Annotated in this window: 18 protein-coding genes; 8 read left to right on the forward strand and 10 right to left on the reverse strand. The window is 49.0% G+C overall.

Annotated features, from left to right (window positions below; genetic code table 11):
- Window positions 1–2: 2 nt before the first annotated feature.
- The 9 genes from tolR to LHL18_RS10670 all read right to left on the reverse strand — a co-directional run bounded on the left by tolR (window position 3) and on the right by LHL18_RS10670 (window position 9,861).
- A complete protein-coding gene (tolR, locus tag LHL18_RS10630) occupies window positions 3–428 on the reverse strand; it encodes a protein TolR (protein ID WP_226767063.1) in 426 nt (141 codons plus the stop codon).
- Window positions 428–1,117 (reverse strand): protein TolQ, encoded by a 690-nt coding sequence (tolQ, locus tag LHL18_RS10635; protein ID WP_134056423.1) that lies wholly within the window; start codon window positions 1,115–1,117, stop codon window positions 428–430. The genes tolR and tolQ overlap by 1 nt, the downstream gene beginning before the upstream one ends.
- On the reverse strand, window positions 1,107–1,517 hold the full coding sequence (ybgC, locus tag LHL18_RS10640) for a tol-pal system-associated acyl-CoA thioesterase (protein WP_134056425.1): 411 nt from the start codon (window positions 1,515–1,517) through the stop codon (window positions 1,107–1,109). The genes tolQ and ybgC overlap by 11 nt, the downstream gene beginning before the upstream one ends.
- Before the next feature lie 647 nt (window positions 1,518–2,164).
- Window positions 2,165–3,175, reverse strand: a complete 1,011-nt coding sequence (ruvB, locus tag LHL18_RS10645; RefSeq protein WP_134056427.1) for a Holliday junction branch migration DNA helicase RuvB — start codon at window positions 3,173–3,175, stop codon at window positions 2,165–2,167.
- 2 nt (window positions 3,176–3,177) lie between these two features.
- Window positions 3,178–3,798, reverse strand: a complete 621-nt coding sequence (gene ruvA / locus LHL18_RS10650) for a Holliday junction branch migration protein RuvA (protein ID WP_134056429.1) — start codon at window positions 3,796–3,798, stop codon at window positions 3,178–3,180.
- Between the two features lie 38 nt (window positions 3,799–3,836).
- Complete coding sequence (ruvC, locus tag LHL18_RS10655; RefSeq protein ID WP_134056431.1) at window positions 3,837–4,361, reverse strand: crossover junction endodeoxyribonuclease RuvC; 525 nt, start codon at window positions 4,359–4,361, stop codon at window positions 3,837–3,839.
- Window positions 4,362–4,363: 2 nt separating this feature from the next.
- On the reverse strand, window positions 4,364–5,107 hold the full coding sequence (locus tag LHL18_RS10660; protein WP_226767064.1) for a YebC/PmpR family DNA-binding transcriptional regulator: 744 nt from the start codon (window positions 5,105–5,107) through the stop codon (window positions 4,364–4,366).
- Window positions 5,108–5,176: 69 nt separating this feature from the next.
- Window positions 5,177–6,955 (reverse strand): aspartate--tRNA ligase, encoded by a 1,779-nt coding sequence (gene aspS / locus LHL18_RS10665; protein WP_226767065.1) that lies wholly within the window; start codon window positions 6,953–6,955, stop codon window positions 5,177–5,179.
- An 83-nt stretch (window positions 6,956–7,038) separates the two neighbouring features.
- Window positions 7,039–9,861 carry a transporter substrate-binding domain-containing protein gene (locus LHL18_RS10670; protein ID WP_134056438.1) on the reverse strand — a complete coding sequence of 941 codons (2,823 nt, stop codon included), beginning with the start codon at window positions 9,859–9,861 and terminating at the stop codon, window positions 7,039–7,041.
- A 67-nt stretch (window positions 9,862–9,928) separates the two neighbouring features.
- On the opposite strand from LHL18_RS10670, the gene LHL18_RS10675 reads away from it, so the two are divergent.
- The 8 genes from LHL18_RS10675 to LHL18_RS10710 all read left to right on the forward strand — a co-directional run bounded on the left by LHL18_RS10675 (window position 9,929) and on the right by LHL18_RS10710 (window position 16,382).
- Complete coding sequence (locus LHL18_RS10675) at window positions 9,929–10,765, forward strand: DUF72 domain-containing protein (protein WP_226767066.1); 837 nt, start codon at window positions 9,929–9,931, stop codon at window positions 10,763–10,765.
- A gap of 71 nt (window positions 10,766–10,836) precedes the next feature.
- Entirely contained in the window at window positions 10,837–11,562 is a 726-nt protein-coding gene (cmoA, locus tag LHL18_RS10680) for a carboxy-S-adenosyl-L-methionine synthase CmoA (protein WP_226767067.1), read from the forward strand.
- An 8-nt stretch (window positions 11,563–11,570) separates the two neighbouring features.
- On the forward strand, window positions 11,571–12,536 hold the full coding sequence (gene cmoB / locus LHL18_RS10685; protein ID WP_226767068.1) for a tRNA 5-methoxyuridine(34)/uridine 5-oxyacetic acid(34) synthase CmoB: 966 nt from the start codon (window positions 11,571–11,573) through the stop codon (window positions 12,534–12,536).
- Between the two features lie 23 nt (window positions 12,537–12,559).
- Window positions 12,560–13,456, forward strand: a complete 897-nt coding sequence (locus tag LHL18_RS10690; protein ID WP_134056446.1) for a LysR family transcriptional regulator — start codon at window positions 12,560–12,562, stop codon at window positions 13,454–13,456.
- Window positions 13,457–13,463: 7 nt separating this feature from the next.
- A complete protein-coding gene (locus LHL18_RS10695) occupies window positions 13,464–13,871 on the forward strand; it encodes a hypothetical protein (RefSeq protein ID WP_226767069.1) in 408 nt (135 codons plus the stop codon).
- Between the two features lie 78 nt (window positions 13,872–13,949).
- On the forward strand, window positions 13,950–14,993 hold the full coding sequence (gene purM / locus LHL18_RS10700; protein WP_134056450.1) for a phosphoribosylformylglycinamidine cyclo-ligase: 1,044 nt from the start codon (window positions 13,950–13,952) through the stop codon (window positions 14,991–14,993).
- Between the two features lie 8 nt (window positions 14,994–15,001).
- A complete protein-coding gene (gene purN, locus LHL18_RS10705) occupies window positions 15,002–15,649 on the forward strand; it encodes a phosphoribosylglycinamide formyltransferase (protein WP_134056452.1) in 648 nt (215 codons plus the stop codon).
- On the forward strand, window positions 15,633–16,382 hold the full coding sequence (locus tag LHL18_RS10710; RefSeq protein ID WP_226767070.1) for a DUF3108 domain-containing protein: 750 nt from the start codon (window positions 15,633–15,635) through the stop codon (window positions 16,380–16,382). Before purN ends, LHL18_RS10710 begins: the two co-directional genes overlap by 17 nt.
- On the opposite strand, the gene LHL18_RS10715 is transcribed toward LHL18_RS10710, so the two are convergent.
- On the reverse strand, window positions 16,361–17,128 hold the full coding sequence (locus LHL18_RS10715; RefSeq protein WP_226767071.1) for a class II glutamine amidotransferase: 768 nt from the start codon (window positions 17,126–17,128) through the stop codon (window positions 16,361–16,363). The two genes, LHL18_RS10710 and LHL18_RS10715, sit on opposite strands and share 22 nt — an antisense overlap.
- Window positions 17,129–17,243 lie beyond the last annotated feature (115 nt).

A 17,243-nucleotide genomic window follows, 5' to 3' on the forward strand; every position in this document is an offset into this window, starting at 1 on the left:
TTCTATTCCAGGTTGTCTGTCATCAGGCCAACAGCCGGGGCGCCCGCGCCTTTGAGCACATTGATAAGGCGAATCACTGCATCGTAACTTACTTTGGCGTCACCTTTTACAATCACCTGAGTGCCAGGCTCGATAGTCAGCCAACTGGCAACTTCCACCGTCAGTTCAGCCGCAGTAAAAGGGCCTTGCTGTTTGCCGTCTTTCTCAAAATAATACAGCCCATCCTGATCGACCGTGGCAACAAGCGGCGTTTTACCATTCTGCATCTGCTTTATAGGCTCAGCAGCAGATTTTGGTAGCTCTACTTTTACCCCTTGGGTAATAAGTGGTGTTGTCACCATAAAAATCACCAGCAAAACCAGCATAACGTCGATATAGGGCACCACGTTTATTTCGGCCTTTAACCGGCGTTTCTTACGTACATACATCAGGCAGCGTCTCCGTTATTCGATACGGCCTGACGGTGCAGAATGTTAGAAAACTCTTCAACAAAGTTGGCGTAACTGCTTTCCAATGACTCAACCTGATGCGAGAACTTGTTATAAGCAATAACTGCCGGTATAGCGGCAAATAAGCCGATAGCTGTCGCAATCAGCGCTTCAGCAATACCAGGTGCAACCATTGACAATGTCGCCTGCTCTACCGCACCCAGTGCAATAAAGGAGTTCATAATGCCCCAAACCGTACCAAACAAACCAATGTAAGGACTAATAGAGCCAACCGTAGCCAGAAAGGGTAAATGCATCTCTAACCTTTCAACTTCTCGCGACAAACCAACACGCATTGCGCGCTGTGTGCCTTCCATTACTGCAGCAGGCTGGCGGCTGTTGGTTTTATGTAACCTGGCAAACTCTTTGAAGCCTGACTTAAACAATGCTTCTAATCCGCTGTTGGCGGCACGTGCGCTGACTTCGTTATATAACTTAGATAAATCCACACCCGACCAAAACTTATCTTCAAACTTTTTCGCGTCGGTTACAGCATCACTTAATGCTTTACGACGGCGGAATATAATGGTCCAGGACATCACTGACATCGCGAGCAATATCAACATCACCAGCTGCACAACAAAACTGGCTTCAATTAACAAACTTAAAATAGATATCTCACCTGCCACGTAATAAACCCTCTGTCACTTCGGCCGGAATTGCCCTGGCCTTCATTTCCTGCAGCGAAATACAGGCCACTGTAATTTGCGCTGTGCAATTTAACTCGCCGGCGCTATTGTGTATTGTTTGCTGAAAAACCATACTAGCGCGTTTTAAGGTACTGATTTGACTGGATACCGTCAATAATTCATTAAATTTAGCTGCTTTTTTGTTATCCATTAAAACCTGAGTAACAACAAAAGCGACATTTTTTGACAATAAAAAATCCTGCTCAATACCCAAGGCACGCAACCATTCGGTGCGTGCTCTTTCAAAAAATTTCAAATAATTTGCATAGTAAACTATTCCTCCGGCGTCGGTATCTTCATAGTACACGCGCACTGGGAATGTAAAGACTGTTTCAGACATGATATTCGCTTTAATTGCTGCATATGATAAGTAACGCCGAACAACAACTCAATCATCTGTACAGATGAAACCCAACTATATTTTTCTGCGTCGCCTACTTGTATTTTTTATTAATTTCTGTCGACTGTTATTTCAACAGTAAGTTCCCGCATTTTGCACAGAATCGACTAATCCCCTTCCACGCAGGACAAACAGTAAACTCTGACCAAAACCTGACAAAAAGTAATGCTGCCCATAATCCCGATTGTACATTAACCTTGCATGAACAAAAGCCTGCAACGCTTACCACGCCTGTAATTGAACACTTTTAATACAACAAGGCCAAATCATCGCATTAATTTTTCTAATACCTAAATAGCAGTTTTTCTCGTTTGAAGTAAATACTCCAAATCTCTATCATACGCATGTGTTCTGAGCTAGCGCAAAGAGGCAGCAAAGTTTTGCTGAGTCTTAGTAAGGATCACAAAGTAATGAAATTTGTGTTTGAACCGAATTTTGTTGCTGTTTCAACATGTTCCCTGGATTTTTTGAAGCACTCCTTCAACTTGTTGCTGCCCGCTCCTTTGAGCGGGCTTTTTTTTTATTCGCGTCCAGGCTCTGACACTACAGCGTTGTTGCCTGCCAGGACGTGGGTACATGCTTTCAACTTAGTCTGATTTTGGTAAGTCGAAACCAAAATGCTTATAAGCACGTGGCGAGGCTATGCGCCCGCGTGGTGTGCGTTGAATAAACCCTTGCTGAATCAGAAACGGCTCTATCACATCTTCAATCGTATCTTTTTCTTCACCGATAGCAGCAGCTAAGTTATCCAGCCCTACCGGGCCGCCCATAAATTTTTCAATAATGGCCAGGATCAGCTTTCTGTCCATATAGTCAAAACCTTCGGCGTCAACATCGACCATCTGTAACGCAGCAGCCGCTACCTCTGGTGTAACCTGTCCATTATGTTTTACCTGGGCATAGTCCCGCACCCTGCGCAGTAGGCGGTTAGCAATACGTGGTGTGCCGCGCGAGCGACGGCCGATTTCTGTTGCACCGTCTTCATCAAGCAGCAGGTTGAGAAAATGCGCCGAGCGCAAAATGATTTTGCTCAGCTCTTCTACTTTATAAAATTCTAACCGTTGTACGATTCCGAAACGGTCACGCAGTGGTGATGTTAAAGCGCCGGCACGGGTGGTTGCGCCAACCAGCGTGAAAGGCGGTAAATCCAGTTTAATTGAACGCGCAGCAGGTCCTTCACCAATCATAATATCCAGTTGATAGTCTTCCATCGCTGGGTACAAAATCTCTTCAACAACCGGGCTTAAACGATGTATCTCATCAATAAACAGCACATCGTTTGGTTCAAGGTTGGTCAGCAGCGCAGCCAAATCACCGGCTTTTTCCAGCACCGGACCAGAGGTAGTTTTTATATTCACGCCCATTTCATTAGCTACTATCATCGCCAGTGTAGTTTTACCCAAGCCTGGCGGGCCGAAAATCAGCAAATGGTCCAACGGGTCACCACGGCCACGGGCGGCTTCAATAAAAATGGCCATCTGCTGACAAACATGCTCCTGACCGGTATAGTCAGCCAGTGTTTTCGGCCGGATAGCACGATCTATGACTTCATCTTCGCGCGTAGCAGCAGTTTGAATTAAACGGTCAGCTTCTATCATCTTTACATCATGCTCCGCAGTGCAGCTTTGATCAGCTGTTCGCTGCTCATGTCATTTTGCTTCACTTTCTGCACCGCTTTATCTGCCTGTGCCTGACTGTACCCCAGAGAAACCAGCGCACCAATTGCATCATGCTCAGCACTTTCCTGCGGGCTATATACTGCTTCATCACCTTGCAATATCAATGCATCTGTCACCGGGGTGTTGGGCGCTATACCCCAGTCTTTTAAACGGTCGCGCATTTCTATTACCAGCCGTTCAGCCGTTTTTTTACCGACGCCCGGCAACTTCACCAGCGTGCTGACGTCATCCAGTTGCACACAGCGGACAAACTGCTGCGCCGTCATACCAGACAGAATTGTCAGCGCCAGTTTGGGGCCAACGCCATTGGCTTTAATCAATTGCCGGAACAGGGCACGCTCGTTTAGATTAACGAAGCCATATAATAGCTGCGCATCCTCTCGCACGACAAAATGTGTATAAATAGTGGCTTCTTCGCCAGTGGCGGGCAGTTGATAGAAACTGGTTAGCGGCAATTGTACTTCGTAGCCAACACCGGCTACTTCAATTAATAAATCCGGTGCCTGCTTTTCCAGCAGGATACCGCGTAAACGTCCGATCATAAAATCTGCTTATTGGTTAGACCGTTATATGCAAAGCACTAGCGCAGGCGTCCACGCACGGTTTTACGTGCTTGCCCGGCCAGACTAACTAAACTTTGCTGAGTATGCCCATGACATAACGCAACTGCAAGGGCATCGGCAGCATCGGCCTGAGGGTTAGCAGGCAGTTTAAGTAAAGTGCGCACCATATGTTGCACCTGAGCTTTGTCGGCGGCGCCGGTGCCGACTACAGACTGTTTAACCTGGCGGGCGGAGTATTCGAACACTTCGAGTCCGGCATGTTTGGCAGCAACAATTGCCGCACCGCGGGCTTGTCCCAGCTTTAACGCGGAGTCTGCATTACGAGCCATAAACACCTGCTCGATAGCGAAAATGGTCGGCCGGGTTTGAGCAATTATTTCACTGACACCATTAAAAATATCCAGCAGCCGCTCAGGTAATAAATCATCCGTGTTTAAACGGATACAGCCGCTGGCAACATATTCGAACTTCATACCGCTTTGACGCACGACACCGTAGCCCGTTAACCGACTGCCAGGATCGATGCCCAGTATAACGTTCACGCTCAGCTATGCTCAGCCATCAGCTCATCACTGATATCGGCGTTATGGTAAACGTTTTGTACATCGTCACAGTCTTCGAGCTGATCGAGCATTTTAAAAAACGCAGCAACATGATCTGCATCCACCTCTGCCCGGGTTGCCGGCACCAGCGTGATTTCGCCGCTGTCGGCAATAAAGCCAGCAGCGTTTAGCGCGTCTTTTACATCACTAAATGTCTCTGCGGTGGTAAACACTTCAATACTGCCATCATCATCTGTCACAACATCTTCAGCACCTGCTTCCAACGCGGCTTCCATTAATGCATCTTCATCAGCACCGGGGGCAAATACCAGCACACCACGACGGGTAAACAGATATGCTACTGAACCGGAAGTACCAAGGCTGCCGCCCGCTTTAGTAAACGCATGCCGTACATCGGCCACTGTACGTTTATGGTTATCCGTCATTGTTTCGACTATCACGGCTACACCATTCGGGCCATAACCCTCGTACACCAGCTCTTCGTAGTTTTCACCGTCATTCGCACCAGCTCCGCGCTTAATGGCGCGGTCAATGGTGTCGCGGGTCATGTTTTCCGACAGTGCTTTGTCTACGGCTAAGCGTAGCCTTGGGTTGGCGGTTACATCAGGGTTTAACCTTGCTGCAACGGTAAGTTCGCGGATAATCTTGGTGAAAATTTTATTCTTTTTCGCATCCTGACGGGCTTTGCGATGCTTCATGTTCGCCCATTTACTATGGCCGGCCATCAGTTACTCCTTAGTTGTGGCAGCAAAGCTGCTGCCACGGTATTGCAGATAACACAGACGTGATTAAATTTATTGTGGCTTAGCGACCACACTGATGCCAAGCTCTGCCAGTTGCGCCGGATTAGCCGCCCCCGGTGCATCAGTTAATGGACAGGCTGCAGTAGCCGTTTTCGGGAACGCCATCACATCACGGATAGACGTTGCGCCGGTCATCAGCATCACTAGACGGTCCAGACCAAAAGCTAAACCGGCATGTGGCGGTGCACCGTACTTTAACGCCTCTAACAGGAAGCCGAATTTCTCAGCCGCCTCTTCATCACTAATGCCCAGCAAGGTAAACACTTTGGCCTGCACATCGGCGGTATGAATACGCACCGAACCGCCACCTAACTCTGTGCCGTTTAGTACCATATCATAGGCATTAGACAACAGCTCACCCAGTTTAAGCTCGTTGTTGGCGGTATTTAAGAATGCCGCTGTATCCAGTGGTGAGGTAAACGGATGGTGTACGGCCGAGAAGCTACCATCATCGTTCTCTTCAAACATCGGGAAGTCCACTACCCACAGCGGCTTCCAGCCTGGCTGTGTAATGGCTAAGTCTTCGCCCAGTTTCAGACGCAGCGCGCCCATGGCTTCACACACCACTTTGTAGCTGTCAGCACCGAAGAAAATTAAATCGCCGTTCTGTGCTTCGGTACGGCTGATAATGGTCGAGATGATCTCTGGCGTTAAAAACTTCGCCACCGGAGATTGCACACCCTCTGCGCCTGCGGCAATGTCATTGACCTTCATCCACGCCAGGCCCTTAGCACCGTAGATGCCAACGAAGCTGGTGTAGTTATCGATATCTTTACGCGATACCTTCTCAGCAGCGCCAGGTACTTTCAGTGCTACCACACGGCCTTTGGCATCATTGGCCGGGCCAGAGAACACTTTGAAATCAACGTCTTTTAATAAATCAGCGACATCGACAAATTGCATTGGGTTACGCAGATCCGGTTTATCCGAGCCGTATAAGCGCATCGCTTCCCAATATTGCATGCGTGGGAACTGGCCTAAATCAACACCCAGTAGCTCGTTAAACATCTGATGCACCATTTGCTCGGTAACTTCCATTACCTGCTCAGCGCTCATAAACGAGGTTTCAATATCGATCTGAGTGAATTCCGGCTGACGATCAGCACGTAAATCTTCATCACGGAAACATTTAACGATTTGATAATAGCGGTCCAGACCCGACATCATCAGCAGTTGTTTAAACAGTTGTGGCGATTGTGGCAGCGCAAAAAACTGACCTTTGTGGGTGCGGCTTGGTACTAAATAATCGCGTGCGCCTTCTGGTGTAGCTTTGGTCAGAATGGGCGTTTCCACATCCATAAAGCCATGACTGTCCATAAAGTTGCGCACGAAACTAGTTACTTTAGCACGAAACTTCAGCCGCTCCGTCATCATAGGCCGGCGCAAATCCAGATAACGGTATTTTAAGCGCTGCTCTTCGCTGTTGTTCTGGTTTGAGTCCAGTGGTAACGGCGCGGCTTTGTTCAGGATAACCAGTTCACTGGCATAGACTTCCACTTCGCCGGTAGCCATGTCTTTATTAACCTGAGACTCCGGGCGCGCACTTACCTGGCCTTTAATCTGAATACAGAATTCATTGCGTAATGTGTAAGCCACATCGAACAGGTCTTTTAAGTCCGGGTCACACACCACCTGCACCATGCCTTCGCGGTCGCGCAGGTCTAAAAATATCAAACCACCCAGATCGCGGCGACGGTTCACCCAACCGCATAAAGACACTTGTTGCCCAACATGTTGTGCAGTTAACAAACCGCAATAATGGCTACGCATTAAACCTTCCTTCTACCTTGCTAATCAGCGGCACTAAAATGACGGCTAATTATATAGAATTGACGCTTAATGTCACTGCCCGCTTACGAATTCACTGCCCGGGAAAAACAGTACTGATTTTTACCCTGCTGCTTCACGCGGTACATCAAACTGTCCGCCACTCTGAGCAACCGTGCGCAGTCAGTGCCATCATCCGGGTACACTGCGATGCCAATACTGGCACCCACCTGCACTTCACCGACAGACAATGTCACCGGCTCCGAAAGCTGATGCAGAATTTTCTCTGCAACGATGGCGGCATCGTCCCGGCTTAATAAACCGGTTAGCAAAATCGCAAACTCATCGCCGCCAAAGCGTGCCACGGTGTCGCTTTTACGTATTGCAGTACCTAAAATGGCCGCAAGTTTTTGCAGTAACTCATCACCAACCTCATGGCCAAACTGGTCATTTACTTCTTTAAAACCATCAAGGTCGATAAACAGCAACGCCAAAATTTCATTATGCCGGGCATGTTGCAACAGCGCCTGCTCTATCCTCTCTTTAATCAAAGAGCGGTTAGGGATCTGAGTCAGATCATCATGTGTCGCCATAAATCGCATTTTTTGCTCGGCCTGGCGGCGCAGCGACACCTCCCTGCGCAGCGATAAATTCCAAATCACGACAAACGTCAACAGCAAGGCAGCTACACCGCCAATCTGCCACATTGTTTGCCTGAACTGGGCCTGATTTATGCCCTGCGTTACCTGAAAGCTGAACCAATTCTGATATAATTGCTGACGCTCTTCTTTACCGATGCTGCGCAAGCCTTTATTCAGCATAACCACCAGCGGTGCATAGTCTTCCCTTACGGCAATAAGAGACGGGTAAGTGGGTAAGTCCTCCAGAATTTGAACGCGCAGATACAAATATCCAGCCTGGCGAACCATCTCACTGGCCGCCTCAACCGAATCCAGAGCATAATCAACTTTACCCTGCTGCAATAACTCCAATCCGTCACGCAACGAATTTACCGGCACTACGTTAATTTGCGGGTAAATATCATTTAAATGTCTCGCCAGTTTATAATCTTTGTATATGGCCACCTTCATTCCGTTTAGCTCACTGGTGCTTATTACCACACCTGCGTCGTGTGGCCCGATAACGGCCCATTGTGTCGACCAAAATTCGTCTGTAAAACGAGCATAGCGGCGCCGTTCTTCCTGTTCAGAAACATTAGCAATCACGTCAATCTCTTTGCGCTCCAGCGCCTCAAGCATGTCATTGAAGTTGCTGTAAATCTGGATGTTGAAATCAACTTTCAGCCGCTCAGACAACAGGTTAAACATATCAACGGTAACACCGGCCGGGTTACCGGCATCATCAACGAATTCCATAGGCGGCCAGTTATCTAACATGCCGACACGCAAATCCGGGTGTGAATTCAGCCAACTAAGTTCAGTCTCGGTTAGCGGTATTTGCTGACGAAATTGCGGGAAATACCAAAGGTCAGGTTGCACAACCCATTTTTTCTCCAACTCGATCAGCCAGTCCAATGTGAAATTTGAAAAGCCCTGACGGATTTTTTCCGCCAGCTCTGTATTGTCATCCCGGATCAGGCTGTATATCGGAGCAAAAACCATGGAATCCGGCTGGGCGACAAAAACATCATTCTGATTTAATTGCTGTAACCTGAGGGGTATGATCGCAGAAGCACCAAAAAAGCCACTTAGCTCACCATTTAAAGTAGCCTGTACCATATCTTCCAGTTGGCGGTAAGGTATAAACTCTGCGTGAGGGTAACGCCGGCGCAATTCAGCCTGATAAGGCGCATTGCCAAAGACCCCAACTTTACTTTCTGATGCTGACGTCAAGGGCGCCAACTTACGTTGGTTCAATGTGAAATAATGGGATTTAAAACCATACAATTGATACGCAGGGCCAATCCCCTGGGGTAAATTACTGTTATCCGGGAAGCCAATAACCACATCTATCCGGCCTTTTTTAAGATTTTGCAGATTGTTGGATGACGTATCAGGCACGAAAACCACTTTGGTTCCGGTTTGCTCTGCCCAGTGCTGCCACAGCTCAACAAATAGCCCCTGCGCGTCCCCTTGCGGCGACACGTGCATGTAAGGTTGATTATTAACTGACACCCCCAGTATTAAAGTATCTTTATCAGCCGGAACGCCAAGCCATTTCCGCTCCAGCTCGTCCAGGTAACTTCGACTTAGCTGTGCTGTGGCCTGGGACAATTGTTCTGCCAATACCTTATTCTGCGGCATCACTGCAAATGCCAGCTCCATGCGGCTTAATGCAATACGCCGGTGCATCGGAAATAAACGTCTGAGCTCAGTATGGCCATTAAACTGTTCCGGTAGCCGATCAAGCCCGGCAAAAGCTGCAATCTGCCCATCCAGTGCAGCCTGATACAGTGCAGAAACATTAGGAAAATACTTGAAGTTGCCTCGCGGCAATTGCTGTTTCAGCACAGCAAGATGACCAGTGTTTTCGATAACCCCTATGACAAGCGGCTGCAGGTCTTTTATCGCATTAGCCCCCACCAGATCCCGCATAACGTAGAGATTACTGAACGCATCGATATTTAAGTCAGTTAGCAAAAAGGTGGCCGCACGCGCCGGGGTACGCCCGACAGCGCCGTGCAGGTCAACCTCGCCGGATTGCAGCAGCTTCAATGTGTCTGGCCAGTCAGCCGCGACAAACTTAATACTGATATTCTGCTGACGCCCGATTTCGTGCCAGTAGTCTATAACCAGCCCTGCTACCTCACCGTTATCATCAGTAAACATATAAGGATAAGAGTCTACACTGACGGCTACCTTTAACTGCTGCGGTAATGGCGCTGCGACCGCACCTGTTATGCACAGCAGAAAAACAAACACTGATACCAAGATAGATTTACCAATCATTATGTTATGCTTCCTGACTGCAGTACCTTTAGTTTTACGCCGCCACTTTCATAAGGTCAAGTTGCTGATGTTATATCTTGGTTGCCCGGTATGGGCCAACCCGAAATGGAAAACAAGCCTGCTTAGCGCCGATGCCAAGCCGGCAGATTTCCTGGCGCAGTACGCCCGTTTTTTTAATTCAGCAGAAGGAAATACTACATTCTATGCAGACCCGTCTTCGGAAACGCTGCAACGTTGGCACCAGGATACACCGACACATTACCGCTTTGTCTTGAAGGTACCACAGCGCATCAGTCATGCTGATAGCGGTGATCACGCAGAACAATTAACCGATTGGTTAAACCGTATGACAGCACTGGCAGATAAGCTGGCGCTGGTGCATTTACAACTGCCAGCAAGTGCCGGGCCTTTGCAGCTGCAGCGGATAAGCCAGATGGTACAGCTGATTAGCCAGAACAGACGCTGCGCGCTGGAGGTACGTCATCCGGCATTTTTTGATAAAGCCACTTATGAAATTGCGCTGCACAAGATGTTACAACAGTTTGATGCCGAGCGCGTCGTTATTGACAGCCGGGCGCTGTTTGCCGTCGCCCCCACCACACCAGCGTTAGTGGATGCGCATGCCAAAAAACCCAGGGTACCGGTGCATGCCATCAGTTTTAGCTCTACACCTTTACTGCGCTTTATTGGTAGCGACGATATGGCGCTGAACAGGCAGTTTTATCAGCCCTGGCTTAAAAAAGTGCAGCAGTGGCTGGATGAGGGTAAAACCCCGTTTTGCTTTTTTCATACGCCGGATAACGATTTAGCCCCACAACTATGCCGTCAGTTCGCCCGCGATTTGAATTACCCGCATCAGTGCCTGGCCACCTGGCCGGGTGAGCAACAATTCAGCTTGCTGTAGTGTTTAACAGATTTGCGTTAAACTAGCAGCCATTTTTATCGCCATACTTAACATGCACGCCAGATAACCCTATGCAAAAAGATGACATTTTCGCCGAGCCGCTGGCTCAGGTACCCGACTTCAGCTTTGATGCTCAGGTCGCCGACGTTTTCCCGGATATGATCCAGCGCTCTGTACCCGGTTACCAGACAATTATTCAGACCATCGGTAAACTCAGCAGCAGGTTTCAGCAGGCTGACAGTAACTACTACGACTTAGGTTGTTCATTGGGTGCAGCAACGCTGGCCATGCGGCGTAACATTGACGCGGTAAACAGCAATATTATTGCCGTCGATAATAGCAGTGCGATGGTGGAGCGCTGCGAGCGACATTTGCAGGCGTTTCGCTCTGAGGTGCCGGTACAGGTAAAACTGGCAGATATCCGTGAACAAAGTATTGAAAACGCTGCCATAGTGGTAATTAACTTTACGCTGCAGTTTTTACCCAAAGCCGACCGTAGCGCGCTGTTGCAACGGGTTTATCAAGGCCTGAAACCGGGCGGTTTACTGCTCCTTTCAGAAAAATTTGTCAGTGCTGACAGCACAGCAAACGACTTACTTGTCGAGCTGCACTACGACTTTAAACGCGCCAACGGTTACAGTGAGCTGGAAATCAGCCAAAAACGCAGCGCGCTTGAAAACGTGATGAAACCGGATACGCTGGCCGAGCATCAACAACGTTTAACTGCAGCCGGCTTTAGCAGCCAGACACTGTGGTTTCAGTGTTTTAACTTCTGCTCTATGGTGGCAATCAAATAAGGTCAGCTATGCTCGATTTCACTTCGTTTTATGCCCAACTGGCCAGCAACAAACTGCACAAGTGGCTGGAATCACTACCAGCGCAGTTAGCCAGCTGGAGCAAAGATGCGCTGCACGGTGATTTTAAACAGTGGCAAAAAGTCATTGCTAATTTACCCACAACAAAAAGCAGCCTGACTGAATTAAAAAGCGCTGTGCAGTTTGGCCATACAGACGATATCAGCAGCGGTGAAGCGCAGCAGATCCGTTATTTGCTGCAACAATTAAAACCCTGGCGTAAAGGCCCATTCAGCATTCATGGTATCGATATTGATACCGAGTGGCGCTCTGATTTTAAATGGGACAGAGCACTGCCGCACATTGCCCCGCTGCATAACCGTTTTGTGCTCGATGTGGGCTGCGGCAGTGGTTACCACTTGTGGCGCATGCGTGGAGAAGGCGCAGAGTTTGTGGTAGGTATTGACCCGTCGCAACTGTTTTATGCCCAGTTTCAGGCGATAAAACACTTTAACCCGGATCCGGCAGTAAACCTGATCCCAATTGGGATAGACGATATGCCAGTGCTCAAACAATTCGATACCGTGTTTTCGATGGGGGTACTGTACCACCGTCGCTCGCCGCTGGACTTTTTACAGCAACTAAAGAACCAGTTACGACCGGGTGGCGAACTGGTTCTGGAAACCCTGGTGGTTGAAGGTGATGAGCACACTGTACTGGTACCCGGTGAACGCTACGCCAAAATGCGTAATGTCTGGTTTATTCCAAGCGTTGCGGCGCTAACGCACTGGCTGCAGCGGTTAGGTTTTAGCAATGTTCGGCTGGTGGATTTAAACCATACCAGCCTGGCAGAGCAGCGTAAAACCGAGTGGATGGAAAACGAAAGTTTGATTGATTTTCTTGATGCAACTGATCATAGTAAAACCATTGAAGGCTACCCTGCCCCGCTGCGGGCGGTGCTTATTGCCGATAACTAGAATTAAAGAGTGGTATTAGCGTTATGCCCTATCGTCCGCGCTCAACCCTGGAACAATGGCGCATACTACAGGCTGTAGTGGACGCCGGTGGCTATGCTCAGGCTGCAGAGTTACTGAGTAAAAGCCAGTCATCGTTAAATCATGCTGTTGCCAAGCTACAAACCCAGCTCGGCGTAGAGCTGTTAGAAGTACGGGGACGCAAAGCCTATCTGACCGAAGCTGGTGAGGTGATGCTGCGCCGCTCACGTTTACTGACGCAACAAGTAGAAGATTTAGAGCTATTGGCGGCAAACATTGATCAGGGCTGGGAGCCGGAGATCCGGGTAGCAGTTGAACTTGCCTACCCGCGACGTTTTTTAAATGCAGCGCTGGCCGCTTTTTACCCGCTAAGCCGCGGTAGCCGTATTCAACTGATAGACAGTGTTATTACCGGTAGTACCGAAATTATTCAGCAGAAAAAAGCCGACCTGGTCATCGCCGCATCCGCCATTATTCCCAAGGGCTATCTTGGTGAGCCGCTGTGTGTTACCCGTTTTGTACCGGTAACCGGCCGCGATAACCCGCTTGCGGGTATAACTGAACTTGATCAAAACGAGTTGAGCCAGCATTTGCAACTGGTTATTCGCGACACCGCACAAAAGCCACTGGATAATGTCGGTTGGCTGCGCGCTGAACAGCGCTGGACCGTCGATAATTTTTATGAAGCCATTGAAATTCTGCAGCTTGGTCTTGGTTTTTGCTGGTTACCCGACTTTATGGTTGAAGACGCCTTACAACAAGGCAGCCTGATACAACTTAATATGAAACAAAGCAGCGAACGTATTGCCGCCATCTCACTGGTTACGCCCAAGGAAGAAACCCTGGGGCCAGGCAGTAAACAGTTACGCCAGTTAATCCTGGCAGCCCATCAGAAAAGCTGAGGCCACTATGCAACAATCAGAACTGAATCAACTTATGCAAGATGCTGCCGCCGATGCAGTATCCTACGCAAAAGAGGAACATCAACAAACGCTGGATGGCAATATTGACAGCTTAACTGCTGTAGATAATGTGCTTAGCCAATTACATGCAAGGGAAAAAGCCAAACACCATTCAGCAGAAATGCTGTTTACGTTATCAAACATTCTGGGGGCTTACATAGGTGAGTTGTTTATTGCTCATGTCGGCGGCCATTGGCAACACAACCAGCAGGATGAAACTGCACCTTTTGTTTTTGTGCAGTTCCAGGATAAGGAATTTCCATTTGCATCAGTGTGTTACCATAAAATAACCCGTGATGACAGCATCAGTTTGCACGGTTATGTCAAACAGGCAATGGCAAATGCTATGCAGTAAGGCTTTTGTCGGCGGCGTTAAGCAGGTAAAATGCCGCCAATTTTAAGCCTTTCCACTTTCAGCCATTCGAGGATAGCCGTGAGCGAGCAGAAAACATCTTTAAGCTACAAAGACGCCGGAGTAGATATTGACGCAGGAAACGCGTTAGTAGAACGAATTAAAGGCGCCGTTAAACGCACACGTCGTCCGGAAGTTATGGGTGGTTTAGGCGGCTTTGGCGCGCTGTGCCAAATCCCTGCCGGCTACAAAGAACCGGTACTGGTATCGGGTACTGACGGTGTCGGCACTAAGCTGCGTTTAGCTATGGATCTGAAACGTCATGATGGCGTGGGTATCGATCTGGTCGCCATGTGTGTAAATGACTTAGTGGTACAAGGTGCAGAACCGCTGTTTTTCCTGGATTATTACGCCACCGGTAAACTGGATGTCGACACTGCTTCAGCTGTGGTCAATGGCATCGCCGAAGGCTGTTACCAGTCAGGTTGTTCACTGGTTGGCGGCGAAACCGCCGAAATGCCGGGCATGTACCACGGCGAGGACTACGACATCGCGGGCTTCTGCGTTGGCGTAGTAGAAAAAGCGGACATCATCGATGGCAGCAAAGTGCAACCAGGCGACCAACTGATTGCCCTGGCATCATCCGGACCGCATTCAAATGGTTTTTCGTTGATCCGTAAAGTATTAGAAGTGAGCGGACAAAGCCCGGATACACAGCTCGAAGGCAAGTCAATCGCTGACCACCTGCTGGAACCGACCCGCATTTATGTGAAAAACTTACTGGACCTATTCAAGCAAACTCCGGTGCACGCACTTTGCCACATCACCGGCGGTGGTTTTTGGGAAAACATCCCGCGCGTGCTGCCAGAAAATACCAAAGCCGTTATCGATGGCACCAGCTGGCAGTGGCCGGCAATTTTCAACTGGCTGCAGCAGCAGGGTAATATCAGCCGTCATGAAATGTACCGCACCTTTAACTGCGGTGTGGGCATGATCGTAGTGGTACCGCAGGATAAACTGCAAACCGCCCTTAGCTTATTAAGTGCTGCCGGTGAAACTGCCTGGCATCTGGGCGAAATTCACGCTGCCGCTGCCGGTGATGAGTTAGTGGTAATAAACGAATAAGGCCTGTCATGAAATCTATTGTTGTACTGATTTCGGGCAGCGGCTCCAACCTGCAGGCCATTATCGATGCCTGCAGCAGCGGCTTTATCCCGGGGAAAATTAGTGCCGTTATCGCCAACAAAGCGAATGCTTACGGCCTGGTACGGGCCAGCGATGCCGGCATTACCACTCAGGTGTTAAGCCACAAAACCTATGCCAGCCGTGATCATTATGACGAAGCGCTGATAGACGCTATCGACCAGCACCAGCCTGATCTGGTGGTGCTGGCAGGTTTTATGCGTATTTTAACCCCGGCTTTTGTGCAGCATTATGCCGGCCGTTTGCTGAATATTCACCCCTCGCTGCTACCTAAATACCAGGGCCTGAATACTCACCAGCGCGCCATTGACGCAGGCGATACCGAACACGGTTGCAGTGTGCATTTTGTAACCGAACAGCTCGATGGCGGCCCGGTAGTACTGCAGGCGAAAGTGCCTTTATTCAGCGACGACGACGTGGCAACACTGTCTGAGCGTGTTCATGAACAGGAACACCGAATTTATCCGTTAGTTGTACGCTGGTTTTGCCAAAACCGTTTACAACAGCAAGCAGATCAGGCATGGTTGGACGGCAATATTTTAGCAGCCAACGGTTACGCCAATGATGAAGAAGATTAACTGGCGCTTATGGGCGCCTTTTATTGTAGTTGCAACCTTATTTACCAAAAGCCTTTACGCCGAAACGCCCAAGCTGAGTAGTTTCAATGCCGACTATATCGTCTATCGTGCCGGTAAAAAGCACGGTGAAGCTAACCGCTATCTGAAAGTCACAGAGCAAGGCTATCAGGCGGGTTATAGCAGCGATATCAGCTGGATGATATTCTCTGATTCACGTCGTGAAACTTCTGATTTTATACTCGAAGATGGCAGAATAAAGCCACTGCGTTACACCATGCAGCGCTCAGGCACCGGGCCGGACCGCTACTATGAACTTAACCTTGACCGCCAGCAGAACATACTGCGCGAAGGTAAAAACCGTAAGCCAAAAGATGTTAGCTGGCAAGACGACTGGCTGGATCAAATAAGCTATCAGTTGCAGCTGGCGCTGGATTTAAAAGCCGGCCAGACAGAGTTTCATTACAACGTATTAAACCGGCATGGCGACAGTAAAATGTACCACTACAAAGTCGTCGCTGAAGAAATGCTGCCTTTACCTTATGGCAATATCAAAACACTGCGTATTGCCCGTATCGAACAAAACAGCGACAAACAAATTTATGCCTGGGTAGCGCCTGAGCTTGACTATATGCTGGTAAGGCTGTGGCGCGGTGAAGACAACGTTGAGCAATTCGACGTCCAGCTGCATAAACTGGATTTTACGCCGGCCATTCAGGCCAGCGCTTCACCATAGCGAAACAGCTGACTTTCACCACTTTGCATTTGATGCCACTGCTCATTATTCGTCAGTGGCTCAGTGGCAATAATGGTCACAACATCATCCGGCGTGGTTTCACGGCTGAAATCAATATCGACATCCACATCTGACAAACGGGCCATGCCAAAAGGTGCCCGCCGCGTGATCCAGTGCAGCTTGGTGCTGCAGTAGGTTAATAAGTACTCACCATCGGTCAGCAGCATATTAAACACGCCGAGTTTTTGCAGTGTTTTGCATTGACGCTGAATAAACTTAAACGCCACTTTACGGCTTGGCGGTTTGTCCGGATAACGTTTATCCAGCGCACTGAGCAGATAACAAAACGCCCGTTCACTGTCTGTGGTGCCAACCGGCGTGAACCGGTCTACCGGCAGCTGCTGGTAATCACTTAACTGACCATTATGAGCATAGGTCCAGTAGCGCCCCCACAACTCACGACTGAACGGGTGGGTGTTTTCCAGGGCGACACGGCCACGGTTAGCCTGCCTGACATGGGCGATGACAGCACAGCTTTTTATCGGATAATCCGACACCAGTCTGGCGATCTCTGACTGATAGCTTGGCAGCGCATCTTTAAAGGTGCAAACGCCTTTGTTTTCATAAAATGCCACGCCCCAGCCATCTTTATGCGGCCCGGTGCGACCGCCCCGCTCCTTCAAACCTTTAAAACTAAAACAGATATCGGTTGGCACATTGGCTGACATGCCAAGTAGTTCACACATAGTACATCTTACCTTAAGCAGACTAAGCCGCGTCGACCGGCTATGCTTAAGCGTATAAGTTGCCACTTCAGCTGACAATCACTTTCTGTGTTGTACTGTTCAGGGCTTGCAACTT

It is taken from the genome of Rheinheimera aquimaris, from assembly GCF_020531985.1.
Lineage (GTDB): Bacteria > Pseudomonadota > Gammaproteobacteria > Enterobacterales > Alteromonadaceae > Alishewanella > Alishewanella aquimaris.